The sequence below is a fragment of the Streptomyces sp. NPDC015144 genome, from assembly GCF_043079735.1.
Classification (GTDB): domain Bacteria; phylum Actinomycetota; class Actinomycetes; order Streptomycetales; family Streptomycetaceae; genus Streptomyces.
In genome coordinates, this window is record NZ_JBIBUU010000001.1 from 428,753 (window position 1) to 450,637 (window position 21,885).

General features: G+C 72.6%; 23 protein-coding genes. 13 read left to right on the forward strand and 10 right to left on the reverse strand.

Annotated features, from left to right (window positions below; genetic code table 11):
• Positions 1-66: 66 nt before the first annotated feature.
• Positions 67-1,419 (forward strand): transglycosylase family protein, encoded by a 1,353-nt coding sequence (locus tag ACF08W_RS01835; protein WP_392278052.1) that lies wholly within the window; start codon positions 67-69, stop codon positions 1,417-1,419.
• Here the strand turns inward: ACF08W_RS01835 and ACF08W_RS01840 are convergent.
• Complete coding sequence (locus ACF08W_RS01840; RefSeq protein WP_392278053.1) at positions 1,409-2,443, reverse strand: DMT family transporter; 1,035 nt, start codon at positions 2,441-2,443, stop codon at positions 1,409-1,411. The two genes, ACF08W_RS01835 and ACF08W_RS01840, sit on opposite strands and share 11 nt — an antisense overlap.
• A 208-nt stretch (positions 2,444-2,651) precedes the next feature.
• Here ACF08W_RS01840 and ACF08W_RS01845 point away from each other — a divergent pair, with 208 nt between their 5' ends.
• Entirely contained in the window at positions 2,652-3,332 is a 681-nt protein-coding gene (locus tag ACF08W_RS01845; protein ID WP_392278054.1) for a (2Fe-2S)-binding protein, read from the forward strand.
• Between the two features lie 34 nt (positions 3,333-3,366).
• On the opposite strand, the gene ACF08W_RS01850 is transcribed toward ACF08W_RS01845, so the two are convergent.
• Entirely contained in the window at positions 3,367-3,822 is a 456-nt protein-coding gene (locus ACF08W_RS01850; protein ID WP_352274574.1) for an ATP-binding protein, read from the reverse strand.
• Between the two features lie 289 nt (positions 3,823-4,111).
• Between ACF08W_RS01850 and ACF08W_RS01855 the strand changes: the two genes are divergently transcribed.
• Both ACF08W_RS01855 and ACF08W_RS01860 read left to right on the forward strand, forming a co-directional pair.
• Positions 4,112-5,596 (forward strand): SDR family NAD(P)-dependent oxidoreductase, encoded by a 1,485-nt coding sequence (locus ACF08W_RS01855; protein ID WP_385209408.1) that lies wholly within the window; start codon positions 4,112-4,114, stop codon positions 5,594-5,596.
• A gap of 465 nt (positions 5,597-6,061) precedes the next feature.
• Entirely contained in the window at positions 6,062-6,238 is a 177-nt protein-coding gene (locus ACF08W_RS01860) for a hypothetical protein (RefSeq protein ID WP_352274572.1), read from the forward strand.
• Between the two features lie 159 nt (positions 6,239-6,397).
• On the opposite strand, the gene ACF08W_RS01865 is transcribed toward ACF08W_RS01860, so the two are convergent.
• Positions 6,398-6,772, reverse strand: coding sequence for a fluoride efflux transporter FluC (locus ACF08W_RS01865; RefSeq protein ID WP_385209413.1), 375 nt, complete (start codon positions 6,770-6,772; stop codon positions 6,398-6,400).
• Positions 6,769-7,242 carry a fluoride efflux transporter FluC gene (locus ACF08W_RS01870; RefSeq protein WP_392278055.1) on the reverse strand — a complete coding sequence of 158 codons (474 nt, stop codon included), beginning with the start codon at positions 7,240-7,242 and terminating at the stop codon, positions 6,769-6,771. Before ACF08W_RS01870 ends, ACF08W_RS01865 begins: the two co-directional genes overlap by 4 nt.
• Before the next feature lie 178 nt (positions 7,243-7,420).
• Here ACF08W_RS01870 and ACF08W_RS01875 point away from each other — a divergent pair, with 178 nt between their 5' ends.
• The 9 genes from ACF08W_RS01875 to ACF08W_RS01915 are packed head-to-tail and all read left to right on the forward strand — an operon-like array spanning position 7,421 to position 15,562.
• Complete coding sequence (locus ACF08W_RS01875) at positions 7,421-8,383, forward strand: urea transporter (RefSeq protein ID WP_385209416.1); 963 nt, start codon at positions 7,421-7,423, stop codon at positions 8,381-8,383.
• A 36-nt stretch (positions 8,384-8,419) separates the two neighbouring features.
• A complete protein-coding gene (locus tag ACF08W_RS01880; RefSeq protein WP_352274568.1) occupies positions 8,420-8,725 on the forward strand; it encodes an urease subunit gamma in 306 nt (101 codons plus the stop codon).
• Between the two features lie 5 nt (positions 8,726-8,730).
• Complete coding sequence (locus ACF08W_RS01885) at positions 8,731-9,576, forward strand: sirohydrochlorin chelatase (RefSeq protein ID WP_392278056.1); 846 nt, start codon at positions 8,731-8,733, stop codon at positions 9,574-9,576.
• Positions 9,573-10,034, forward strand: coding sequence for an urease subunit beta (locus tag ACF08W_RS01890; RefSeq protein ID WP_385209422.1), 462 nt, complete (start codon positions 9,573-9,575; stop codon positions 10,032-10,034). Before ACF08W_RS01885 ends, ACF08W_RS01890 begins: the two co-directional genes overlap by 4 nt.
• On the forward strand, positions 10,034-11,758 hold the full coding sequence (ureC, locus tag ACF08W_RS01895; protein ID WP_352274565.1) for an urease subunit alpha: 1,725 nt from the start codon (positions 10,034-10,036) through the stop codon (positions 11,756-11,758). The genes ACF08W_RS01890 and ureC overlap by 1 nt, the downstream gene beginning before the upstream one ends.
• Before the next feature lie 20 nt (positions 11,759-11,778).
• A complete protein-coding gene (locus tag ACF08W_RS01900) occupies positions 11,779-12,561 on the forward strand; it encodes an urease accessory protein UreF (RefSeq protein ID WP_392278057.1) in 783 nt (260 codons plus the stop codon).
• A gap of 42 nt (positions 12,562-12,603) precedes the next feature.
• Positions 12,604-13,224, forward strand: a complete 621-nt coding sequence (gene ureG / locus ACF08W_RS01905; protein WP_385209428.1) for an urease accessory protein UreG — start codon at positions 12,604-12,606, stop codon at positions 13,222-13,224.
• Position 13,225: 1 nt separating this feature from the next.
• Positions 13,226-14,185, forward strand: a complete 960-nt coding sequence (locus ACF08W_RS01910; protein ID WP_392278058.1) for an urease accessory protein UreD — start codon at positions 13,226-13,228, stop codon at positions 14,183-14,185.
• 27 nt (positions 14,186-14,212) lie between these two features.
• Positions 14,213-15,562: an ammonium transporter gene (locus tag ACF08W_RS01915; RefSeq protein ID WP_385209433.1), complete on the forward strand. Its 1,350-nt coding sequence runs from the start codon at positions 14,213-14,215 to the stop codon at positions 15,560-15,562.
• A gap of 15 nt (positions 15,563-15,577) precedes the next feature.
• Here ACF08W_RS01915 and ACF08W_RS01920 read toward each other — a convergent pair whose 3' ends face one another.
• The 6 genes from ACF08W_RS01920 to ACF08W_RS01945 form a co-directional block, all read right to left on the reverse strand.
• Complete coding sequence (locus ACF08W_RS01920; protein ID WP_352274561.1) at positions 15,578-16,999, reverse strand: lipase maturation factor family protein; 1,422 nt, start codon at positions 16,997-16,999, stop codon at positions 15,578-15,580.
• Positions 17,000-17,036: 37 nt separating this feature from the next.
• Entirely contained in the window at positions 17,037-17,540 is a 504-nt protein-coding gene (locus ACF08W_RS01925) for a DUF1990 family protein (RefSeq protein WP_392278059.1), read from the reverse strand.
• A complete protein-coding gene (locus ACF08W_RS01930; RefSeq protein WP_392278060.1) occupies positions 17,537-18,415 on the reverse strand; it encodes a YndJ family protein in 879 nt (292 codons plus the stop codon). The genes ACF08W_RS01925 and ACF08W_RS01930 overlap by 4 nt, the downstream gene beginning before the upstream one ends.
• Before the next feature lie 154 nt (positions 18,416-18,569).
• Positions 18,570-19,634 carry a FecCD family ABC transporter permease gene (locus ACF08W_RS01935; protein WP_392278061.1) on the reverse strand — a complete coding sequence of 355 codons (1,065 nt, stop codon included), beginning with the start codon at positions 19,632-19,634 and terminating at the stop codon, positions 18,570-18,572.
• An 11-nt stretch (positions 19,635-19,645) separates the two neighbouring features.
• On the reverse strand, positions 19,646-20,686 hold the full coding sequence (locus ACF08W_RS01940; protein ID WP_392278062.1) for a FecCD family ABC transporter permease: 1,041 nt from the start codon (positions 20,684-20,686) through the stop codon (positions 19,646-19,648).
• An 11-nt stretch (positions 20,687-20,697) separates the two neighbouring features.
• A complete protein-coding gene (locus tag ACF08W_RS01945) occupies positions 20,698-21,744 on the reverse strand; it encodes an iron-siderophore ABC transporter substrate-binding protein (RefSeq protein ID WP_392278063.1) in 1,047 nt (348 codons plus the stop codon).
• Positions 21,745-21,885: the final 141 nt, after the last annotated feature.

Sequence of the window (21,885 nt, forward strand, 5' to 3'; positions counted from 1 at the left end):
TCTCCCTTCACCTGCACATAAGTTGGGCGATTGCGACGTGTCCTATGCCAGTGGGGGAGCCAAGTCATGGCCGCGAACGGACGGCACCGCAAGTACCAGCCCAGCCGGATCAACCGCGCCTCGCTCACGGTCACCATCGGCGGTGCGGGCATTGCGCTCCCGCTCATCGCCGCGGTACCGGCCGAGGCCGCCCCGACGGACGTCTGGGAGAAGGTCGCCGCCTGCGAGTCCACCGGCAACTGGCAGATCAACAACGGCAACGGCCACTTCGGCGGGCTCCAGTTCACCCGCTCCACCTGGTCGGCCTACGGCGGTACGGCCTACGCCCCGCGCGCCGACCTGGCCACCAAGCAGCAGCAGATCGCCGTCGCGGAGAAGGTGCTCGACGCACAGGGGCCCGGTGCCTGGCCGACCTGTTCCACGCGAGCGGGGCTGACCCGCGACGGGCAGGAACCCGACGTCGCCCCCCAGTCGCAGACCACCCGGAAGGCGGGGACCGGGCAGCCGGCTTCGCGCCCCGCCGCCGCTCCCGCCACCCCGACCACCGTGCCCGGCAAGCGGGAGTCGTACACCGTGGCGCGCGGGGACTCGCTCTCCGCGATCGCGGCGAACAAGCGCCTCAAGGGCGGCTGGCAGCACCTCTACGAGCGCAACCGGGACGTGGTGGGCGACGACCCCGACCTCATCCTTCCCGGGCAGCGGCTCAGCCTGGACGCCACCCGCGCCCCCCGTCCGCAGAAGCGCTCCGCCCCCGCGACCACACCGAAGCGCCAGCAGACCACCGCACCGAAGAGAACCGGGACCGGGACTGCGAAGGCCGCGACGCCGCACCGGACCGAGGCCGCGAACACCGACCGGCACGACCGGGCCACCGCCCCCAAGCAGCAGGCCGCCAAGCCCCACCAGGAGTCCGCGAAGCCCGGGACGCGCCACGAGCCCGCCAAGACCAGGCCGACGACCCGGCCGAAGCCCCAGCACGAGCAGGCCAAGCCGCACCCGAAGGAGACGGCACACCGCCCCGCCCTCGTCGCCCCCGTGGCGGCCGGCCTGGGGACGCCGTACCACAAGCCCGGGTCCTGGGCGAGCGGCTACCACACCGGGGTCGACTTCCCGGTCCCCACCGGTACGTCGATCCGGGCGATCGCCTCCGGCACGGTCGTCTCGGCGGGCTGGGGCGGGGCGTACGGCTACCAGGTCGTGATCCGGCACAGCGACGGCAAGTACAGCCAGTACGCCCATCTGTCCGCGCTCCATGTGCGCGAGGGCCGGCATGTCACGGCGGGCCAGCGCATCGCCCGTTCCGGAGCGACGGGCAACGTCACGGGACCGCACCTGCACTTCGAGATCCGTACCGGCCCCGGCTACGGATCGGACATCGACCCGCTGGCCTACCTGAGGGCGGGCGGCGTCAAGGTCTGAACGGCGGCGTACGGACCGGGCGGACCGTCGGACCCCGCCCGGCCGCCCGGGGCCCGACGGGGTTCCCCGTGGCGAACGTCACCCGGTCCAGGCGCTCCAACGGCAGGACCGGAGGCAGCGGACGCGTCACGGGCACCGGGGCCCCGGCCGTTCCCGGACCGCCGTCCGCTCCGGGGCGCCCGTCGTCCGCCGCCCCGTTCCGCTCGGCGCCCAGCCGCTCCGTCACGAGCAGGACCAGACCGCCCGCGGCGACCACCGCGCAGCCCAGCGCGAGCACCGTCCCGGCCGTGCCGTACCGGAACCGCTCCCCGAACAGCGTGATGCCGACGACCGCCGCCACCACGGGATTCGCCACCGTCACCGTCGCGAGCGGCGCGGTCAGCCCGGCGCCCCGGTACGCGGCCTGGGAGAGCAGCGTACCGGCGGCCGCGAACACGGCGATCGCCACCAGCCCGACCAGCACCGTCCCCGAGGTCCACGCCACCGCCACCGTCTTTATGAACACCGAGGCGACTCCGAACGCGATGCCCGCCGCCCCGGCCAGCACCACGCTCCGCACCGCCGGTCGGCGCACCCCCGCAGTGGCGACCAGGGCGAGCAGCGCGACCGCGCCCAGCGCCACCCCGGCGAGCACCAACTGCTCGGGACCGCGCAGCGCATGGGACGTGGCATGCCCCGTCAGCGCGAGCAGCCCCGACAGCCCCGCGGCCGCCATCACCGCGCCCCGCCACGCGGTGGCCCCGGCCCGGCGGCGGACGAGGAGCGCCGCCATCGGCAGGGCGAAGACGATGGTCAGCGCGCCGAGCGGCTGGACGAGGCTGAGCGGACCACAGGCCAGCGCCACGACATGGAGGAGCGCCCCCACCCCGTTCAGGGCCACGGCGGCCCACCAGACCCGGTCGCGCAGCGGGGCGAACGCACCACCGCCACCGGTGGCCGCCACGCGCTCCTGGACGATCGCCCCGGCCGCGTAGGCGACCGCCGAGACCAGGGAAAGCAGCACGGAAAGCGCGAGGGAGCTCATGTACCCCACCATGTCGCTCCGGCGGCGCCACGTCGTCGTCCCTGAGAGGGCAATCGGACGTACTGCTCCAGTAGTACGGGCGTGGCCCGCTTCTCCGCCCCCGGTCGGTGGCCCTTCCACCCGGAGCCGTTCCCCCTCCGCCCACGGGTCTACGGTGGGCGGGGCCGCTTCGTCCCCGGAAGACGGGCGCCGGGAAGGAGCACAGCCCATGGACGAGTCCGCCCAGGGTCCGGCGGAGGGGTTCTTCGCACTGCGGTCCGTCGCACCGACCGGTGGCGAACACCGCCCCCTGGCACGGCTGTACGCGGGGGAGCAGGCCCCGCTGACGGCCCGCATCGACACGGTCGCGGCCCGGCTGGGCACCGCCGAGCGCAGGGTGGCCGCCTCGATCGCGCACCTGGGGCTGGCCGCCCGCCTCTGGTCGACCGCGCTCGGACCGGCGGTGGTGACCGGCCGCTTCCCCGACCTGTCGGCCGGTTCCCTCCACTGGGACCCGGGGCAGTCGTCCCCCGACGACCTGTGGCTGGACGGCACCGAATCGCTGCCCGGAACCGCCGACCGTATCCGCGAGACCGTCCAGTACGGGCACCTCGTACCGCTCGCCGACGCGGTCCACCGGGACGGGCCGCTCTCCGACCGGCTGCTGTGGGGCAACGCCGGCTCCGCGCTCGCCGGGGCCCTGCGCCAGCTCGTCTCCTGGGCGGCGACGCACCGCCGCCCCGACGCGGCGGCCCGGGCCCGTGCCCTGACCGCCGAACTCCTCGACCACCCGGACCTGCGGACCACCGGCGCCCCGCACGACACGGCGTTCCGCCGGCGCAGCTGCTGCCTCTACTACCGCGTCCCGGCGGGCGGACTGTGCGGCGACTGCGTCTTCGAACGCCGCTGACCCCGCCCGCCCAGCGGTCGAGGTGTCCGGCGGCTCAGCTGCTCAGCTCGAACTCGGCCCGGATGCGTTTGCCCACCGGCACCCGCTCGGCGGTCAGCCGGTCGCACAACGCCACCACGATCTCCATGCCGTGGCCACCGGGGCGTGCCGGGTCGGGGGAGTAGAAGACCGGGAGCGCGGTGCTGGAGTCGTACACCGTCACACTGACGCGCTCCGCGGTGCCCTCCAGCTCCAGCAGGTAGGGGCCCTGGCTGTAGCGGTCGGCGTTGGTGACCAGCTCGCTCACCGCCAGCAGCAGATCGCCGCGGGTGCGCTCGCCCAGGACCGCGAGCCACTCGGCGGCCAGCCGGACGAGGAAGCGGTCGGCCAGCGCGCGGGCCTGTGCGATGCAGCCCGGCTCGCCGTCGAACACCTCGGCGCTGTGCAGAACCTCCAGGGGCCGGTCCGGGCACGGCCCGTCCGCCGGTCGTGAGGTGACCTGTTCGTTCATGTGCTCCAGCCAGGGCGACGCAGGGGTGTTCGGTGACGGCTTCTCGGTGTCCGCCTACCCGCGAAGCACGGTCCCACTCCGGCGGAAACCCGGCAGTTCCCGGCCACCGCCGCACCGGTCGGCCACGACGCCGCAGCGAAGAGTACCGCCCCCGGGTACGGCCGGTCCCACCCCGTCACGCGAACGGAGCAGCATCAGGTGCATGGCAGACTTGACCGGGGCGTTTCGGCCCGGCACAAGCAGGTACGGCGGTCGGCCGCCATGAGAGACGGACGGCAGAGGAACGGCGATGACGGTGACAGAGGACAGCCAGGAGCTCGCTCCCGGTACGGAGGAGTTCGGCCCCGGGATCGACCCGGAGCGGCTCGCCGTCTGCCTCAGTGTGCTCGACGAACTCGACCGTATCGAGGTCGACCACCCCGACGCCGTCGCCGTGCGCCGTGCCACCGCCGGGATCTACCGGACGGTGAAGCAGCGCCGCCGCCAGGAGCGCCGTGCCGCCAAGACCGCCCACGACAAGGCGGTCACCGAGGCCACCGCGACCGGCTCGGCCGACCGGATCGACGACGAGACCCAGGGCGTCCTGCCGTCGTCGTCCACCCGCGGCGAGATCGCGGGCGTGCTCCAGCGCCCCCGGTCCTGCTACATCTGCAAGACCCGGTACGTCGAGGTGGACGCGTTCTACCACCAGCTCTGCCAGTCGTGCGCGCAGGAGAACCGCGCCCGCCGCGACGCCAGGACGGACCTCACGGGCAAGCGCGCCCTGCTGACCGGCGGCCGGGCCAAGATCGGCATGTACATCGCGCTGCGGCTGCTGCGCGACGGCGCCCACACCACCATCACCACCCGCTTCCCCAACGACGCGATCCGCCGCTTCAAGGCGATGCCGGACAGCGGTGAGTGGATCCACCGGCTGAAGATCGTCGGCATCGACCTGCGCGACCCCGCCCAGGTCGTCGCCCTCGCCGACTCGGTGGCCGCCGAGGGCCCGCTGGACATCCTGATCAACAACGCGGCCCAGACGGTGCGCCGCTCACCCAACGCCTACAGCGAACTGGTCAACGCCGAGTCCGCGCCGCTCCCGGCGGGCGAGCTGCCCGCCGCCGAGGTCATCGGCACCTTCGGCAGCGGCACCGTCGACCGGGTGGCCGCCCTGCCGTCCGCCCGCAAGGAGGGGCTGAGCGCCCAGGACGTCACCGAGCTCGCCCTGGTCACCGGCTCCGCCTCACTGGAGCGGATCGCCGCCGGGACCGCGATCGACGCGGGTGGGCTCGTCCCCGACCTGCACGACACGAACAGCTGGGTGCAGACCGTCGACGAGGTCGGGCCGATCGAGCTGCTGGAGGTCCAGCTCTGCAACTCGACCGCCCCGTTCATCCTCATCAGCCGGCTCCGCCCGGCCATGGCGGCCACCGCGGCCAAGCGGGCCTACGTCGTCAACGTCTCCGCGATGGAGGGTGTGTTCAGCCGCGGCTACAAGGGCGCCGGTCACCCGCACACCAACATGGCCAAGGCCGCCCTGAACATGCTCACCCGCACCAGCGCGCAGGAGATGTTCCAGAACGACGGCATCCTGATGACCGCCGTCGACACCGGCTGGATCACCGACGAGCGCCCGCACCCCGACAAGATCCGTCTGGCGGAGGAGGGCTTCCACGCCCCGCTCGACCTGGTCGACGGTGCCGCCCGGGTCTACGACCCGATCGTGCGCGGCGAGGCCGGCGAGGACCTCTACGGCTGCTTCCTCAAGGACTACGCCCCGGCCAACTGGTAGCCGTCCGGACATCCGCCCCGGGGCCCGTCGCCCCGGGGCGGATGTCGTCATGGGGCGGACCGCGTGATGCCGCTCCGCCCGGCGGGGTACCGGCAGCTTGCCGACATGCCGTCCCGGACACGCGGGGTGCGGTGCCATGCTGTCCGTCACGGCCGCTCTCCGGGCCGTGATCGCGGACGGGTCTTTTCCCTGCGGAGTGGCTGAAAGTGACCTACTGCACACGTTCTATCGAGCGCGGAAGCGCTCATTTGGTTACTCTGATGTGAACGGACGCCATCGAGAAGTCCACAAACCCTCCTCGACCGTCCCGGGACAGACTTGTCAACCAGGTCGCCGTCCCGCCCTGTACCCGGCGCCACCGCGACCGAGCTGTTCTCTGCCCCTGCCCCGCACGGGCGGCCGATTCCGGCAGTCAGGCCGGAGCTTCGGCGCCGTCCGGGGCGATGCGACACAAAGGAGTGCGCGGTGACGACACCGGAACTGACGAAGCACGAGAAGCGCCCCGCCGATCGGCACACGGGCCCGGCCCGCAGGCCCGAGAAGCTGCGCAACATCGAGGTGTGGGCCCGGTCCGCCCCGATCCGGCTGGCCGGCTACGAGGACGACCTCGCCGAGCCGCACATCCTGCCCGGCATCGACTGATCCCGCTCCACCCCGGGCCCCCCGGGAACCACCTCTTTTCGGCCTTGGCCTCGGTCCGCTCCGCGCGGGCCGGGGCCGAAACCCGTTGCCCGGCCGTGCGCCACCCCGGCGCGCGGACCCGTCCCCGCCGCCCGCACCGTCGCCGCCCGCGCCCCGCGCTCATCGGACCGCGTCCGCCAGAGCCGCCCCGGCGAAGGACAGCCCCATGCCCGCCGCGACGGTGAGCGTCAGATATCCGGCGGCCAGCGCCGTCCGCCGGGCCGAGGCGAGGGTCAGCAGCTCGTACGAGAACGTCGACCAGGTCGACAGCGCCCCGCAGAATCCGGTGGCCAGCAGCAACTGGAGGCGGGGCCCGAACTCCCCGTCGGTCACCGCCTCGGAGACGTAGCCGAGGAAGAACGCCGCCCCCGCGTTGGCCGCGAACGTGCCCCACGGGAAGGCGGTGTGCAGGCGGAACTTCGCGTCCACCCCGAGCAGGTAGCGGAGCGGCGCACCGACCATCCCGCCGACGAGCACCAGCAGCCAGTCGGTCATCGGGCACTCTCCGGCTCTTCCGCGTAACCCCGCCCGAGCACCAGGTGCGCGGCGAAGGCACCCGCCGTCACCGCGGCCAGCGCCGCCACGACGGTCAGCAGCAGACAGCCGACCGCGTCACCGGTCCGGCCCTCCGTGAAGAGCTGCCGCACCCCGTCCGTGTAGTGCGAGAACGTGGTGAACCCGCCGAGCACCCCGGTGCCGAGCAGCGGGCTGATCAGCCGGGGCGCGCCGGGGAACCGCAGTTTCAGGGTCACCATCAGGATGCCCATGAGGAAACAGCCCACGGCGTTGACCAGCAGCACCGTCCAGGGGAACGCCTCGGGGCCGTCGGGCCACAGCCGCTCGGCGGCGTAGCGGGCCAGCGCGCCCACGGCGCCGCCGACGGCGACCGCCGCCACGACGGCGGGCTGCGCTCCGGGGTGGTGATCGGGGTGGGTGCGATGGTGCAGGCGCATCTGCGGGGACATCCACCGAAGCTAACGAGCCGGTCCGGACATCCCCGTCTCCCACGCCCGACGGCGCGGTTCACGACCCCAACGGCGCAGCCGGACGGCGCTCCGCGAGAAGACCGGGCCGACCTGTGCGTTGATGGCGGCAGACCGCGAAGAGCGTTCCATCCCTGATCCGCTATGCGCTGGAGTCCCCTTGTCCCTCGCCGAGCCGACTGCCGTCCGCAGGCTGGAGCAGCGGCAGCCGACCGCGTTCCTGCTGGCCACGATCCGAGGGGTCGGGCAGGTGGACCTCCAGTCGTGCCTGTGGACCGGGGCGTTCATCCTCGCCGGACTCTGGGCGGCCGGCTGGCAGATCGGTCTCTTCGCGACCCTGGGCACCGCCCTCTCGACGCTGACCGCCTACGCGTTCGGCGTCGACCGCCCCTCCATCGCCCTCGGCCTGCACGGGTACTCCGGCTGTCTCACCGGCATCGCCCTGGTCACCTCGCTGGGCCACCACCCCGCCACGTACGTCCTCGCGGTGATCGGCTCGATCATGTGCACCGTGCTGACGATGGCCCTGACGAACCTGCTGAAACCGTACGGACTGACCGCGCTCACCGCACCGTTCTGCCTGGTCTCCGGCGTCATGGTGCTCGGCGCGCCGTCCTTCGCACGGATCTGGCACGGCGCCCCGAAGCAGGTGTCCAGCACCACCAGCGGCGCCACCGGGCTCTCCTGGAGCGATCTGTGGCACGGCTTCTTCACCAACGTCTCGCAGATCTTCCTGGTCGACGCCTGGTACGTCGGGCTCATCATGCTCGTCGGCCTGGCCTGCGCCGGGGTGCGGGTGGTGCTCTTCGCGGCCGGGGGCAGCGTCGTCGGGATCCTCGCCGCCTGGCTGCTGGGCGCCCCCAGCTCGCTGATCGCGAACGGGATCTACGGATACAACGCCGTGCTCGTCGCCATCGCCATCGGCGCGGTCTTCCTGACCCCGACGGTGTGGAACGGGGCGTACGCGCTCTTCGGCGCCGCCGCCTCCACGGGCCTCACGGCCTCCCTGACCTCGTTCTTCAAACCCTTCGGCGGCCACACCTTCACCTGGCCGTTCATCCTCGTGACCTGGGCGTTCATGGCGGCGGTGCCGCTGCTGCCCCGGTTCCGGAAAAGCGGCTGACCGCCCGTTCCCCCTCACCCCAGAGAGGTACTGACGATGAACCTCGCCCCCCGCGAGATCGACAAACTGCTGGTCTACGTCGTGGCCGACCTGGCCCGCAAGCGCCAGGGCCGCGGCCTCAAGCTCAACTACAGCGAGGCCGTGGCACTGATCAGCGAGGCGATCCTGGAAGCGGCCCGCGACGGCAAGAGCGTCGCCGACTGCATGGAGCTGGGCCGCCATGTCGTCGGCGAGGACGACACCATGCCCGGCGTACGGGAGATGCTCGGCCTGCTCCAGATCGAGGCGTCCTTCGTGGACGGGACCAAGCTGGTCTCCTGCCACGATCCCATCGGCGGCTGAACCCGGTGGACGCGAACCGCCGGGTGATCGCCGTCTGCGGCCACGAAGCCGGGTACGGCGCCGCCCTGCACGACCTCGCGGAGACCGGGCCCACCGTCGTACGGGACGGGCGCGCCCTCTTCCGGACGGTCACCGCCCTCGCCCGCCGCGGCGAGGAGGCCTGTGTCGTACCGATGACCCTCGGCCGCGACCCGGAACTCGTCGCCGACACCGCCCGCACCCTGCGGGCACTGCCGCCCGCCGCCCGCGCCCGCACCCTGCTGACCGAGCCGTTCGGCACCGCGCAGCACCTGACCGCCTGGCTGCGCGCGGCGGCCGGCCGGGCCCCCGGAACCGCCGCCCTGCTGGTCACCGCCCCGGCCGGGGACCCCTTCGAGGACGCCGAGCTGTACCGCGTCGCCAGCCTGGTGCGCCGCTACGGCGGCCATGAACTGGTCGAGGTCGCGTTCGCCGGGGGAGACCCCGGCCCCGCCGAGGGCGTCCGGCGCTGCCAACTGCTCGGCGCCCGCGAGGTGGTGCTGCTCCCGGCCGCGTTCGCCCGGCCGCCGCTGCCGGACGTACCCGGCGCGCGGATCACGGACGGCGGCCCGCTGCTCTCCCCGGCGGCGCTGGCCCGGGTGCTCGCCGAGCGGGTGGCCGACGCCCGGCGCCACCGGGCCGAGCACGGCGACGACGGCATCGCGGCCGGGCTGACCGCCGCCGACCACCACGGCCACGCCCACACCCACCCCCCGGGCGAGGGCCACCCCCACGGCCACGGGCACGGCCACCCCCACGGGGCCGTCCACACGCACCCGCATCCGCACCCGCATGTCCACGGTGCGGGCCGAGTCATCAGGAGCACCGCATGACATCCCGCCAGAGGTACATCTACGGCAAGGAACCGATCGAGATCAACGCCGGGCGCCGCCGGGTGAAGCTCACCGTGCGCAACACCGGGGACCGGGCCGTCCAGGTCGGTTCGCACTACCACTTCTTCGAGGTCAACTCGGCGCTGTCGTTCGACCGGCAGCAGGCGCTCGGCATGCACCTCGACATCCCCGCCGGCACCTCGGTGCGCATCGAGCCCGGCGGCACGCGCGAGGTGGAGCTGTGCGCGTACGCCGGCACGGGCCGGCTCGTCGGCTTCAGCGGGCTGTTCAACGGCAGCCTCGCCTCGCAGCCGGTGCGGATCGAGGCGGTCCGCCGGGCGATCGAGCTGGGCTTCGCCGGGGCCCAGGAGAAGGCCGGGGGCGGCAAGAACACCAAGGACGCCAAGAGCGCCAAGGCCGCGAAGGACGCCAAGGAAAAGAAGAAGGGTTCGCGCTGATGCCCATCCTGCCGCGCAAGCAGTACACCGACATGTTCGGCCCGACGGTCGGCGACCGCTTCCACCTCGCCGACACCAACCTCGTCGTCGAGGTCGAGAAGGACTACAGCGAGGGCCTCTACGGCGACGAGGTCGTCTACGGCGGCGGCAAGACCATGCGCGACGGCATGGCCGCCGACCCGCAGGCCACCGCCGCGCAGGGAGCGCTCGACACCGTCATCACCAACGTGGTGGTCATGGACCCCGTCGTCGGCATCGTCAAGTGCGACATCGGCATCAAGGACGGTTTCATCGCGGGCATCGGCAAATCCGGCAACCCGCAGACGCAGAACAACGTCCACCCGGACCTGGTCGTCGGCCCCGGCACCGAGGCCATCGCCGGTGAGCACCTCATCGCCACCGCGGGCGCCATCGACACCCACGTCCACCTGATCGCACCGCAACAGGCCGAACAGGCGCTCACCAACGGCATCACCACGCTCATCGGCGGCGGCACCGGCCCCTCCGACGGCACCAACGGCACCACCTGCACACCCGGCCCCTTCAACATCGCCCGCTTCCTCCAGGCGGCCGAGGGCGTCCCCATCAACCTCGGCATCATGGGCAAGGGCAACGGCAGCCTCCCCGAGGCACTGGAGGAACAGGTCCGGGCCGGGGTCTGCGCGCTGAAGGTCCACGAGGACTGGGGCGCGACGCCCGCCGTCATCGACAACGCGCTCAAGGTCGCCGACCGGCACGACATCCAGGTGGCCATCCACACCGACAGCCTCAACGAGAGCGGATTCTTCGAGGACACCCGCTCCGCGATCGACGGCCGCACCATCCACACCTTCCACAGCGAGGGCGCGGGCGGCGGACACGCCCCGGACATCCTGCGGGTCGCCGGGGAGCCCAACATCCTGCCGTCCTCCACCAACCCGACGCTCCCGTACACCAGGAACTCGGTGGACGAACTCCTCGACATGGTGATGGTCTGCCACCACCTGAGCCACGACATCCCCGAGGACGTGTCGTTCGCCGACAGCCGGGTACGGGCCGAGACCATCGCCGCCGAGTCGGTCCTGCACGACCTCGGCGTGATCAGCATGATCTCGTCCGACTCGCAGGCGATGGGCCGGGTCGGCGAGTCCGTCACCCGCTGCTTCCAGATCGCCCACCACTGCAAGGACAAGCTCGGCACCCTGGAGGGCGACTCCGCCCGCAACGACAACCAGCGGGTGCTGCGCTACCTCGCGAAGGTCACCATCAACCCGGCCATCGCGACCGGGATCTCCGACCACGTGGGCTCCATCGAGAAGGGCAAGCTCGCCGACATCGTGCTCTGGCCCATGCACTCCTTCGGCGCCAAGCCGAAGATGATCATCAAGGGCGGCATCATCGCCTGGGCGCAGATGGGCGATCCCAACGCCTCGCTGCCGACCCCGCAGCCGGTGATCTACCGGCCGATGTTCGGGCAGTACGGCAAGGCCCAGGCCAGCACCCACGTCACCTTCATGTCCCAGGCCGGGATCGCCGCCGGGGTCCCGGCCGAACTGGGCCTGGACCGCAAGGTGCTGCCGGTCCGGCGCACCCGGACCATCGGGAAGCACAACATGGTGCGCAACGACGCCCTGCCCGACATCAAGGTCGACCCCGAGACGTTCAAGGTCACCCTCAACGGCAAGGTCGCCACCATCGACCCGGCCGAGGAGCTCCCGCTCAACCATCTGTACTTCCTGGTCTAGGGCGCGAGGAAGACGCGGCCGTGTACCAGGACGAGGAAGAGATCCGGGGCGGGGTGGCGCCCGCCCCGGCGAACGCGGAGGCGAAGGCCAACGCGAAGGCCAACGCGGAGGCCGGGCCGGCGCTCGGGCCGTTGCTGGTCGGCCTCCAGCTGACCGACTCGGCGTTCCCCAGCGGCTTCTACACGCTCTCCCACAGCCTGGAGGGGTTCGCGCAGGCCGGGGCGGTCGACCGGCAGAGCCTCCCGGCGCTGCTGGCGGACCTGCTGCGGCACGGGGTCGGTCCGGCCGACGCCACCGCGCTCGCGCTCGCCCACCGGGCCACCCGGGCGGGCGACGCGGCGGCCGTCGTCCGGATCGACGAGCACCTGTTCGCCACCAAACTGGGGCGCGAGATGCGCCAGGCCGCCACCCGGACCGGGCGGCAGCTCCTCGACCTCGCCGCCGAGGTGTTCGACCGGCCGGAGATCACCGAGCACTTCGACCGTGTCGTACGCGGCGAGTCGCCCGGCACCCAGGCGGTGGCGGCCGGGGTGGTCCACGCGGCGGCCGGGGTCCCCGTCCGCCAGGCGGTGGCCTGCGACCTGTTCGCGTTCTGCGCGAGCTTCGCCGGCGCCGCGCTGCGGCTGCGGCTCACCGACCACCGCGGGGCCCAGGTCCTGCTGCGGAACGCCGCAACCGTCGTCGAGGAGACCACCGAGGCGGCGCTCCGGCGCGAACTGGCCGACGTCGGCGCCACCGTCTTCGCCTCGGACATCATGTCGGGCCGTCACGAACGCGCCGAGGCCCGGCTGTTCGCCAGCTGATCCCCACCCCACCCCCCAACGACGCGAGGAAAAGGGAACACCATGGACGACAACGTACTGCGGGTCGGCATCGGCGGACCGGTCGGTTCCGGCAAGACCGCGCTCATCGAGGCGCTGGTGCCGGTGCTCATCGAGCGCGGCCACCGCCCGAGCGTCATCACCAACGACATCTACACCCAGGAGGACGCCCAGCACATCCGCCGCACCCTCGCCGGGGTCCTCGAACCGGAGCGCGTCGTCGGCGTGGAGACGGGGGCCTGCCCGCACACCGCCGTCCGCGACGACCCCACGATGAACCTGGCCGCCGGGGCCGAGATGCTGGAACGCTTCCCGGACACCGACACCCTGCTCTACGAGTCCGGCGGCGACAACCTCACCCTCACGTTCAGCCCGGCCCTCGTCGACCTCTTCGTCTTTGTCCTGGACACCGCCGAGGGCGAGAAGATGCCGCGCAAACGGGGCCCCGGCATCACCGACTCCGACCTGCTCGTCATCAACAAGATCGACATCGCGAAGTACGTGCGCACCGACATCGGCGTCATGGAGTCCGACGCCCACCGGGTGCGCGGGGACGGGCCGGTCGTCCTCACCGACTGCCTCACCGGCATCGGGGTCGAGGACGTCGCCGGTTACCTGGAATCCCGTCGCAAGGCGCTGATCTGAGATGCGGCCCACCCCGTCACCGCCCCGGCCGGACCGGCTCGCCCCCGGCCACTACACCGTGGACCGCCTCCCCCCGGAGGTGGCGGCCCTGGCGTCCGTGCCCGACACGCTGGGGCCCGGCGCACCGGCCAAGGTCGGCATCCTCGACCTGGCCTTCGCCGTACGGGGTGGGCGCACCGAACTCGTGGAGCGCTACCAGAAGACCCCGCTCCAGATCATGCGGCCGCTCTGGATCGACCCGGCGATGCCCGGGATGAGCTACGTCTACCTGATGGCCACCGGCGGCGGGGTCGCCCAGGCCGACCGCTACCGCATGGACTTCCGCTGCGGGCCCGGCACCCAGGTCCACCTGACCACCCAGGCGGCGACCAAGATCTTCCGGATGGAGCACGACTACGCCAGCCAGCGCGTGCACATCACGGCGGAGGACGGCGCCTACGTCGAGTACCTGCCCGACCCGCTGATCCCGTTCGCGGACTCCCGCTTCTACCAGCGCACCGAGGCCACCGTCGCCCCCGGCGCCACCGTGCTCCTCGGCGACACCGTGACCGCCGGGCGGCTCGCCCGCGGCGAGCGCCACGCCTACCGGACGCTCGCCACCGATCTGCGCGTCACCCGCCCCGACGGCACCCTCCTCGCCCTCGACACCCTGCGCCTGACGCCGGGCGCCGCGGACGGCGGCGTCCTCGGCCCCGGGGTGTTCGCCGGGCACGACCACGTCGCCTCGCTCTTCGTCGTCACCGACCGGGCCCCGGCCGGTGAGCTGGCCGACACCCTCCACACCGCGCTCGCCGGGCTCGGTGTCCTGTACGGGGTCAGCGTGCTGCCCCGGGACTGCGGCGCCTGGCTGCGGCTGCTGGACGACAGCCCGGTACGGGTCGCCGCCGCGCACGCCGCCGCCTGGGACGCCGTACGCCGACTGCTCACCGGCCACCCCGCCCCCGCCCTGCGCAAGCCCTGACACCCCACCACGAGGAGGGACCCGCCGATGAACTTCGCACCCCCACCGATGCCGCCGGCGTACGACTCCGGTGACACCGCCTGGCTGCTCGCCTCCACCGCCATGGTGCTGCTGATGACGCCGGGACTGGCGTTCTTCTACGGCGGTATGGTGCGCACCCAGCACATCCTGATGATGATCAAGATGAGCTTCGCCGCACTCGCCTTCGGCACGCTCGTCTGGTGGATCATCGGCTACTCGCTGGCCTTCGGGCCGGACGTCGGCGGCGCCGGACTCATCGGCAACCTCGACCACGTGTTCATGCACGACATCGGGCTGACCACCCTCACCGGGCACATCCCCACCTATGTCTACAGCACCTTCCAGATGGGCTTCGCGATCATCACGGTGGCCCTGATCAGCGGCTCGATCGCGGACCGCGCCACCATGCGGGGCTGGCTCGTCTTCGTCCCGCTGTGGCTGCTCGTCGTCTACGCCCCGCTCGCGCACTGGGTGTTCGACCAGAACGGGTGGATCGTCAAGCACCTGGGGGCGCTGGACTTCGCGGGCGGGCTGCCGGTGGAGCTCAACTCCGGGGTCGCCGGACTGGCCGTCGCGCTGGTGCTGCGGGCCCCGCGCGACTTCGCCCGCCGGGAGGAGCGCCCCAACAACATCCCGCTGGTGGTGATCGGCGTCGGGCTGCTGTGGTTCGGCTGGTTCGGCTTCAACTCGGGCTCGGCGCTCACCACCCAGGGCGCCGCCAGTGCCGCGTTCCTCAACACCCAGCTGGGCGCCGCGGGCGCCATGGTCACCTGGCCGCTGGTGGAGAAGTGGCGCACCGGCACCGTCACCACCATGGGCGTGGTCTCCTCGGCCGTCGCGGGCATGGTCGCCATCACCCCCGCCTGTGGCGAGGTCGACCCGCTGGGCGCGGTCATCACCGGACTGGTGGTCGGGGCGGTCTGCGCCTTCGCCATTACGCTCAAGTACCGGTTCTCCGTGGACGACACCCTCGACGTGGTGGGGGTGCACGGGGTCGGCGGACTGGTCGGGCTCATCATGGTCGGGCTGTTCGCCACCGCGCGGATCAGCGGCAAGAAGGGGCTGTTCTACGGAGGCGGCTGGGGACTGCTGGGCAGACAGCTCCTCGCCATCGTCTGCGTGATCGCGTTCTCCTTCCTGCTCACCTGGATCATCGCGAAACTGGTCGATGTGGCCGTCGGCTTCCGGGCGAAGGACGAGTACGAGAAGGTCCCCGGCACGGAGCGGGAGCGCGCCTACGACTTCCAGACGGCCGAACGCCTCGGCGCCCTGATCGCCGGCAAGCGGATCACCAGCGACGACGAGCTCGTCAAGCAGATCACCCGGCTGCTGCGGGCCCGGGAGGAGTCCAAGTGACCCGCGCCCGGAGGTTCAGGACCGGCGGTCCGGGCCGAGCGAGACCGGCGGCATGAACTCGCGCACGTAGGTGCGGTGCCACCAGCGTCCGGTGGCCCGCAGCTCGCGCCAGGTGGTGTACCGGTAGTGGTACACCCGGGCGCGGACGTGCGCGGGCGGGGCGTCGGGGAACGGATTGTGCCGCAGCAGCCGCAGGGTGTCCCGGTCGTTCTCCAGCAGCCGCTCCATGAACGGGCCGAACCACGGCCGGGCGTACGCGGGGGAGAGCGCCGCGAACCACATCAGCCAGTCCAGCCGCAGATGGTACGGGGCGAACTGGCGGGGCAGCCGGCGCGGGTCGCCCGGTTTGCCGCGGAAGCCGTACTCCTGCCAGCGCGTGCCCTCGTGGAGGACCCGTTCGTCCGTGCCCTCCACCACCACCTCCAGCCGGACCCGGCTGACGCTGCCGAACGCGCCGTACGTGTTGACCAGGTGCAACGGGTCGAACGAGCGGTTCATCACCTGGCGGCGGGAGACCAGGTTGCGGGCCGGGCGGTAGCTGAGGAACAGCACCAGCGCGGTCACCGCCGCCACCACCACCTCGTACCAGAGCGGCGGCGCGGTCTGGGCGGGCGGCTCGGCCAGGGGCGACCAGTCGACGACGGACAGGGCCAGCGTGATCGTCAGCCAGTTCAGCCAGGCGAAGTTGCCCGAGAGGACCAGCCACAGCTGGGTGACCACCATCAGTCCGGCCGCCACGCTCGCCACCGGCTGCGGTGTGAAGAGCAGCACCGGCACCAGGAGCTGGGTGACGTGGTTGACCGCGACCTCGGCCCGGTGCAGGGGCCGGGGCAGCCGGTGGAAGAACCAGCTCAGCGGCCCCGGCATCGGCTGGGTCTCGTGGTGGAAGTAGAGACAGGTCAGCTTCCGCCAGCAGTCGTCACCGCGGATCTTGATCAGACCGGCGCCGAACTCGACCCGGAACAGCACCCAGCGCAGCAGCCACAGCACCAGCACCGGCGGGGCGGTGTGCCCGTTGCCGAGGAAGACCGCGAGGAAGCCGGTCTCCAGCAGCAGCGACTCCCAGCCGAAGCCGTACCAGGTCTGGCCCACCTGGACGATCGACAGGTACAGCGCCCAGGGCACCGCCCAGAGCGCCATCCCCGCCCAGAGCGGCAGGTACGCGTCGGCCCCGGCGAGCAGCGCCACGGCGACCGCGCAGCCGGTCCAGGCGACCGAGGCGAAGAAGCGGTCGCTGTAGTGCAGCCGGAAGAGGCCGGGGCCGTCGCGCCAGTCGGTGCGCCGCAGGAACGCCGGCACCGGCAGCATGCCGCGCTCGCCGATCAGCGCCCTGAACTGGAGCGCGGCGGCCAGGAAGGCGACGAGGTACACGGCGGCCAGCGCCCGCTGGAAGACCAGCCGGCTGAGCCAGTACCCGTCCGCGGTGAACCACTGCATCGCCTCCAGTATCGGTCAGAGGACGCCCGGCAGGCTCTCAGGCGGTGATCCGGCGCAGCGTGGCTCCGAGACGGCGGGCGTACCAGCGCTGGAGCACCGGTACGACCGGCCCCGCGAGCCGGGCGTACCAGGCGACCGGCCGGCTGAACGCCGTGACGGTGAACCACACCGTCCCGTCGTCCGTCAGCTCCGCCACGAAGGACTCCTCGCCGGACTCGGGGTGGCCGGGGGCCGTCCCGTACGCGAACCCGATCCGGTCGGGCTCGTACGCGGTCCAGACGACCCGGCAGGGGGCGTGGAAGCGGAGGGGGCCGATCCCGAGCGAGACGGTCAGGGTGGTCCCGGCCTCGGCCCGGTCCGCCGAGGACTCGACCCGGGCCCCGGAGCCGCGGTGCATGCCCCAGCCGGTGATGGCGGCGCCGACCGTTTCGAGGTCGGCCCGGCCGCGGCCGACCCGGGTCCGGTGATGGAGGTGGTGGTACCCGTCGGGCAGCGGGCCGAGCCGGGTGGTCCCGACCTCCGGGTAGGAGAATGCGTTCACGCGGTCCGTCCTTCGTGGTGGGTGTCGTGCCGGGGAGCCGTCCGGCCGTGGGCGGCCGGGGCCTCCCGGAGCCTTCGCCAGGCGAGCAGCGAGCAGAGCGCGAAGCCCAGCGCGTTGCCGAGGCCGTGGGTGGCGGCCATCCAGCCCAGGGTGGGATGGGGGATTCCGGTGGCCTCGCCGAGCGCCCAGCTCAGCGCGAGGAGCATGGTGACGGCGAGCACGCCGGAGGAGACCGCGAGCAGCAGCCGGGTGGTCCGGTCCCGGTCGGGCCCCCGGACCGAACGCCAGGTGAGCAGGGCGACGGCCCACATCCCCGCGGTCAGTACGAGCGCACCGGCCAGCTCGGCCCGGTCGCCGACGAAGTAGCCGCCCAGGACGAGCAGGGTGCCCAGCGGCACGCTCAGCGCGGCGAACCGGCCCGCCGGGGTGTCGGCGACCCGGCAGACGAGCCTGGAGACCAGCGCCGCGGCGAAGCCCGCGAAGTGGAAGTGCGGCACGGTCAGCGCGAGGATGCCGAGCCCGAAGCCGAAGAGCCGGTGGCCCGAGCGCTCGGCGACCAGCGCGGTGGCCGCGATCGACGGCATGACCAGGGCGGTGAGCAGGGCGATCTCGGCCGGTGCCCGGTGGGCCCGGGGCTCGCGCAGCAGGCGCTGCGGCGCGTGCAGCGCGAGCAGTGCGGTCCCGAGGGCGTAGCAGGCGGCGAGCGCGGTGGCCGCGGGTCCGCGCGGCAGCCACAGGGCGACGGCGCCGGGCACCGCGAACAGCGGCCACAGCCGCCGTATCCGGTCCAGCTCGGGCGCCCCCACCAGCCGCAGCCCCATCGGGACCACCACCAGCATGCCCAGCATCACGATCACGTTGACCAACGACGACATCGCCGCACCGCCCCCTTCGACTTGAACGTGTTCAAGTCCGTCTGGCGGTGACTCTACGACTTCTTTTGAACGCGTTCAAGAAGGGGGTGGGCGAACAGCCGGAAGGGGGCGGTCCGGTCACGGGACCGCCCCCTTCCTGCTGTTCCGGGCGGGGTCAGAGAACCCCTCGGCGCCACTCCCGGACCAACAGCCACCCCAGGTACACCCCGCCGACGGCCATCGTGTAGATGCCGACCGGCAGGTTGTCGAAGAGCGGCGACTGCTGGGCACACAGGTCGGCCAGTACGAGCAGCACCGCACCGGTCAGCGCCGACAGCGTCAGATGCGGGCCCGGGAGCCGGGTGATCCGCCGGGCGATCTGCGGAGCCGTCAGCGCGACGAACGCGATCGGCCCGGCGACGCTCACCGCTCCGGCCGAGAGCACGATCGCCAGGACCACGGCCACGGTCTTTGTGGTACGCGGCCGCGCCCCCAGCGCGTGTGCGATGTCGTCGCCCATCTCCCCGATGTCCAGCCGCCGCGAGACCAGCGCGGCGCACGGGGCGACGGCCAGCAGCACCAGACCGATCGTCGCGGCGTCGGTCCAGGAGCGCGCGGACAGGCTGCCGTTCACATAGGCGGTGAGGACGGCCGCCCGGTCCCGCTCCATCGCGTACACGACGTACTGGGTGATCGCGGTACCGATCGCGGCCACCCCGATGCCCGCGATCACCAGCCGGGCCGGGTCGCGGAAGCCGGTGCCGGTCGACACGTACACCAGGGCCATGGCGAGGACTGCACCGAGCAGCGCGCCGAGCGCCACCGGCACGCTGTCCGGGAGGAACAGCGCGCTGATCGCGGCGCCCGCACCGGCACCGGAGGCCAGCCCGATCACATCCGGGCTGCCCAGCGGATTGCGGGTCACGGACTGGAACAGCGCCCCGGAGAGCCCGAGCGCCGCGCCGGTCCCGGCGGCGACCGTCAGCCGGGGCCCGCGCAGCCGCTCCAGGACGAACGCGTCCTTGCCCTCCGCCCCGCCGGTCAGCGCCCCGGGCAGATCGGCGAGGGCGATGCCGAGCCGTCCCAGCGACAACGTCGCCACCGCCCCCGCCGCCAGCAGCACCAGCAGCGCCACCGCCGTCAGCACCGACACCCGCCGGACCGGCAGCGCCACCCGCCGGCCGACCGTCAGCACCTTCCGCGGCGACGCGGTGCGGACCGCAGCCCGACGCGCCGTCATGGCCGTGTCCCTCATCCCGCCTCGCCTCTCATCCTGCGTACGGCGACGAGCAGCGCGGGCGCCCCGAGGAACGCGGTCACCACACCGACCATCAGCTCCTGCGGGCGCATCACCACCCGCCCCACGACATCCGCCAGGAGCAGCAGCGCCGGACCGGCCAGCGCCGAGAAGAGGAGCTGCGCCCGGAAGTCGACCCCGGCCAGCGCCCGCACCACATGCGGAACCGCCAGCCCGACGAAGGCGACCGGGCCGACCGCCGCGGTGGCCGCCGCGCTCAGCAGCGTGGCCGCCAGCAGCCCGCCCGCGCGCACCAGCGCGGGGGAGGCGCCCAGGGAGGCCGCGGTGGAGTCGCCCAGGGCCAGCGCGTTGAGCCCCGGACCGAGCAGGGCGGCCACCACCAGACCGGCCACCGCGAACGGCAGCACCGACCAGAACACGTCGAAGTCCCGCCCGCCGAGCGCGCCGACGACCCAGTACCGGTAGCTGTCGAACACCTTCGGCCGGCTCAGGGTCACCGCCTGGACGAACGCCGTCAGCACCGCCGAGAGCACCGCCCCGGCGAGCACCAGCCGGACGAGACCGCCGCCCGATCCCGTCGAGCCGAGGGCATGGACCAGCAGTCCGGCCCCCAGGGCGCCGGGCAGCGCCCACCACATCGTGGCCGTACCGCCCGAGGCGCCCAGGAACGCGGTGGCGGCGACGATGCTCGCGGAGGCGCCCGCGTTGATCCCGAGCAGCCCCGGGTCGGCCAGCGGATTGCGGGTCACCCCCTGCATCAGGGTGCCCGCGACGGCCAGGCAGAGCCCGGCGAGCAGACCGAGCGCGGTGCGCGGGTAGCGGCTCTCGACGACGGTGGTGACGCCCGCGTCGGCGGTGCCGTCCAGGACGTGGAGCACATCGGTGAAGGAGGTGGTCCGGCTGCCGTACATGACGCTCGCACAGACCGCGAGCGCCAGCACGGCGACGGCGAGGACGAGCAGGGACAGCCGCCGGACGGCGCCGGACCGCGAGGTTCCGGCGGCGCCCGGCGGCGCGTGCGTGGTGGTGACCATGGGGGGCGGGGTCAGCCGTTGTCGGCGGCCTTGACGGCCCGGTCGATCAGCGGCAGATAGCGGTCGAGGACCCACGGCACGGTGAGCGGGTTGATGATCGAGGAAGCGGTGACGAACGAGTTGTCCGTCCCCGCCACCACGGCCCCGCTCCGCACCGCCGGGATCGCGGCGTACAGCGGCTGCGCCTCGATCTCCTCGCGGGCCTTGTCGTTCATGTAGAAGGTGAAGACGAGGTCGCTGTTCTTCAGCTTCTCGGCGTTCTCCAGACCGATGAGCGCGGAGGCGGTGCCCTTGGTCTCCTTGAAGGTGTCCACCACCGGGTCGACCTTCAGCCCGAGAGCGGAGACCATGGAGACGCGCTGCTCCTCCGGCTTGAACACGCCGAGCGTGCCGGGGCCGGTGTTGTAGATGTACGAGAACGTGTGCTTCTTGTACTCCGGCCGGCTCGCCGCCGCGTCGGCCAACTGCTTCTCGATTTTCGAGGTGAGGACCTCGGCCTGCTCGGGCCGGCCGAGCGCCTTGGCGATGATGTCGATCTGCTCGTCCCAGCCGGTGCTCCACGCCTGGCCCGGGTAGGCGACGGTGGGGGCGATGTCCTTGAGGATGTCGTAGTCCTTCTGCGTGATCCCGGACCACGGCGCGAGGATGACGTCCGGTTCGAGCTCGGTGATCGCCTCGAAGTCGATGTCCTCGCCCCCGGCGAACTGGACCGGCAGCTTGTCGCCGGACTTCTTCACCGCCTCGTGCACCCAGGGCAGGTAGCCCGACTTGTCGCTGCCCCACTCGTACTTCTCGATGCCGACCGGGGTGTGGCCGAGCGCGATGGCGGTCTCCGCCGAGCCCTGGCCGAGGGTGACGATCCGTTCGGGCCGCCGCTCGATCTCGGCGGTGCCGAGCGCGCTCCTGATGGAGACCGGGAACGCCCCGGAGCTCTTTCCGGCCGCGCCGGACTTCTCCTCGTCGCCGCCCGACGAGCAGCCGCCCACGGCGAGGGCGAGAGCGGTGGCGGCGGCGGTCGCGAGGAGGGTGCGGCGACGTACGCGGGTGAAGCGGGACATGGGTGTTCCTCGTGCTGGGGGACGGAGCGGACCCGGCGACCGCACGAGGGCGTGCCGAAGCGGTGGCCGAAGGCGTACGACGACGGCCCCGATGCGTGTCGCAGAGAGTTAGGTAAGCCTAAGCTAATACATTTCACGGCG

What these genes read in the sequence shown, in the direction of transcription:
- ACF08W_RS01835 (WP_392278052.1), top strand. Translation starts at nt 67, where the DNA reads ATGGCCGCGAACGGACGGCACCGCAAGTACCAGCCCAGCCGGATCAAC.
- ACF08W_RS01840 (WP_392278053.1), bottom strand. Translation starts at nt 2,443, where the DNA reads ATGAGCTCCCTCGCGCTTTCCGTGCTGCTTTCCCTGGTCTCGGCGGTC.
- ACF08W_RS01845 (WP_392278054.1), top strand. Translation starts at nt 2,652, where the DNA reads ATGGACGAGTCCGCCCAGGGTCCGGCGGAGGGGTTCTTCGCACTGCGG.
- ACF08W_RS01850 (WP_352274574.1), bottom strand. Translation starts at nt 3,822, where the DNA reads ATGAACGAACAGGTCACCTCACGACCGGCGGACGGGCCGTGCCCGGAC.
- ACF08W_RS01855 (WP_385209408.1), top strand. Translation starts at nt 4,112, where the DNA reads ATGACGGTGACAGAGGACAGCCAGGAGCTCGCTCCCGGTACGGAGGAG.
- ACF08W_RS01865 (WP_385209413.1), bottom strand. Translation starts at nt 6,772, where the DNA reads ATGACCGACTGGCTGCTGGTGCTCGTCGGCGGGATGGTCGGTGCGCCG.
- ACF08W_RS01870 (WP_392278055.1), bottom strand. Translation starts at nt 7,242, where the DNA reads ATGTCCCCGCAGATGCGCCTGCACCATCGCACCCACCCCGATCACCAC.
- ACF08W_RS01880 (WP_352274568.1), top strand. Translation starts at nt 8,420, where the DNA reads ATGAACCTCGCCCCCCGCGAGATCGACAAACTGCTGGTCTACGTCGTG.
- ACF08W_RS01890 (WP_385209422.1), top strand. Translation starts at nt 9,573, where the DNA reads ATGACATCCCGCCAGAGGTACATCTACGGCAAGGAACCGATCGAGATC.
- ureC (WP_352274565.1), top strand. Translation starts at nt 10,034, where the DNA reads ATGCCCATCCTGCCGCGCAAGCAGTACACCGACATGTTCGGCCCGACG.
- ureG (WP_385209428.1), top strand. Translation starts at nt 12,604, where the DNA reads ATGGACGACAACGTACTGCGGGTCGGCATCGGCGGACCGGTCGGTTCC.
- ACF08W_RS01910 (WP_392278058.1), top strand. Translation starts at nt 13,226, where the DNA reads ATGCGGCCCACCCCGTCACCGCCCCGGCCGGACCGGCTCGCCCCCGGC.
- ACF08W_RS01915 (WP_385209433.1), top strand. Translation starts at nt 14,213, where the DNA reads ATGAACTTCGCACCCCCACCGATGCCGCCGGCGTACGACTCCGGTGAC.
- ACF08W_RS01920 (WP_352274561.1), bottom strand. Translation starts at nt 16,999, where the DNA reads ATGCAGTGGTTCACCGCGGACGGGTACTGGCTCAGCCGGCTGGTCTTC.
- ACF08W_RS01930 (WP_392278060.1), bottom strand. Translation starts at nt 18,415, where the DNA reads ATGTCGTCGTTGGTCAACGTGATCGTGATGCTGGGCATGCTGGTGGTG.
- ACF08W_RS01935 (WP_392278061.1), bottom strand. Translation starts at nt 19,634, where the DNA reads ATGACGGCGCGTCGGGCTGCGGTCCGCACCGCGTCGCCGCGGAAGGTG.
- ACF08W_RS01940 (WP_392278062.1), bottom strand. Translation starts at nt 20,686, where the DNA reads ATGGTCACCACCACGCACGCGCCGCCGGGCGCCGCCGGAACCTCGCGG.
- ACF08W_RS01945 (WP_392278063.1), bottom strand. Translation starts at nt 21,744, where the DNA reads ATGTCCCGCTTCACCCGCGTACGTCGCCGCACCCTCCTCGCGACCGCC.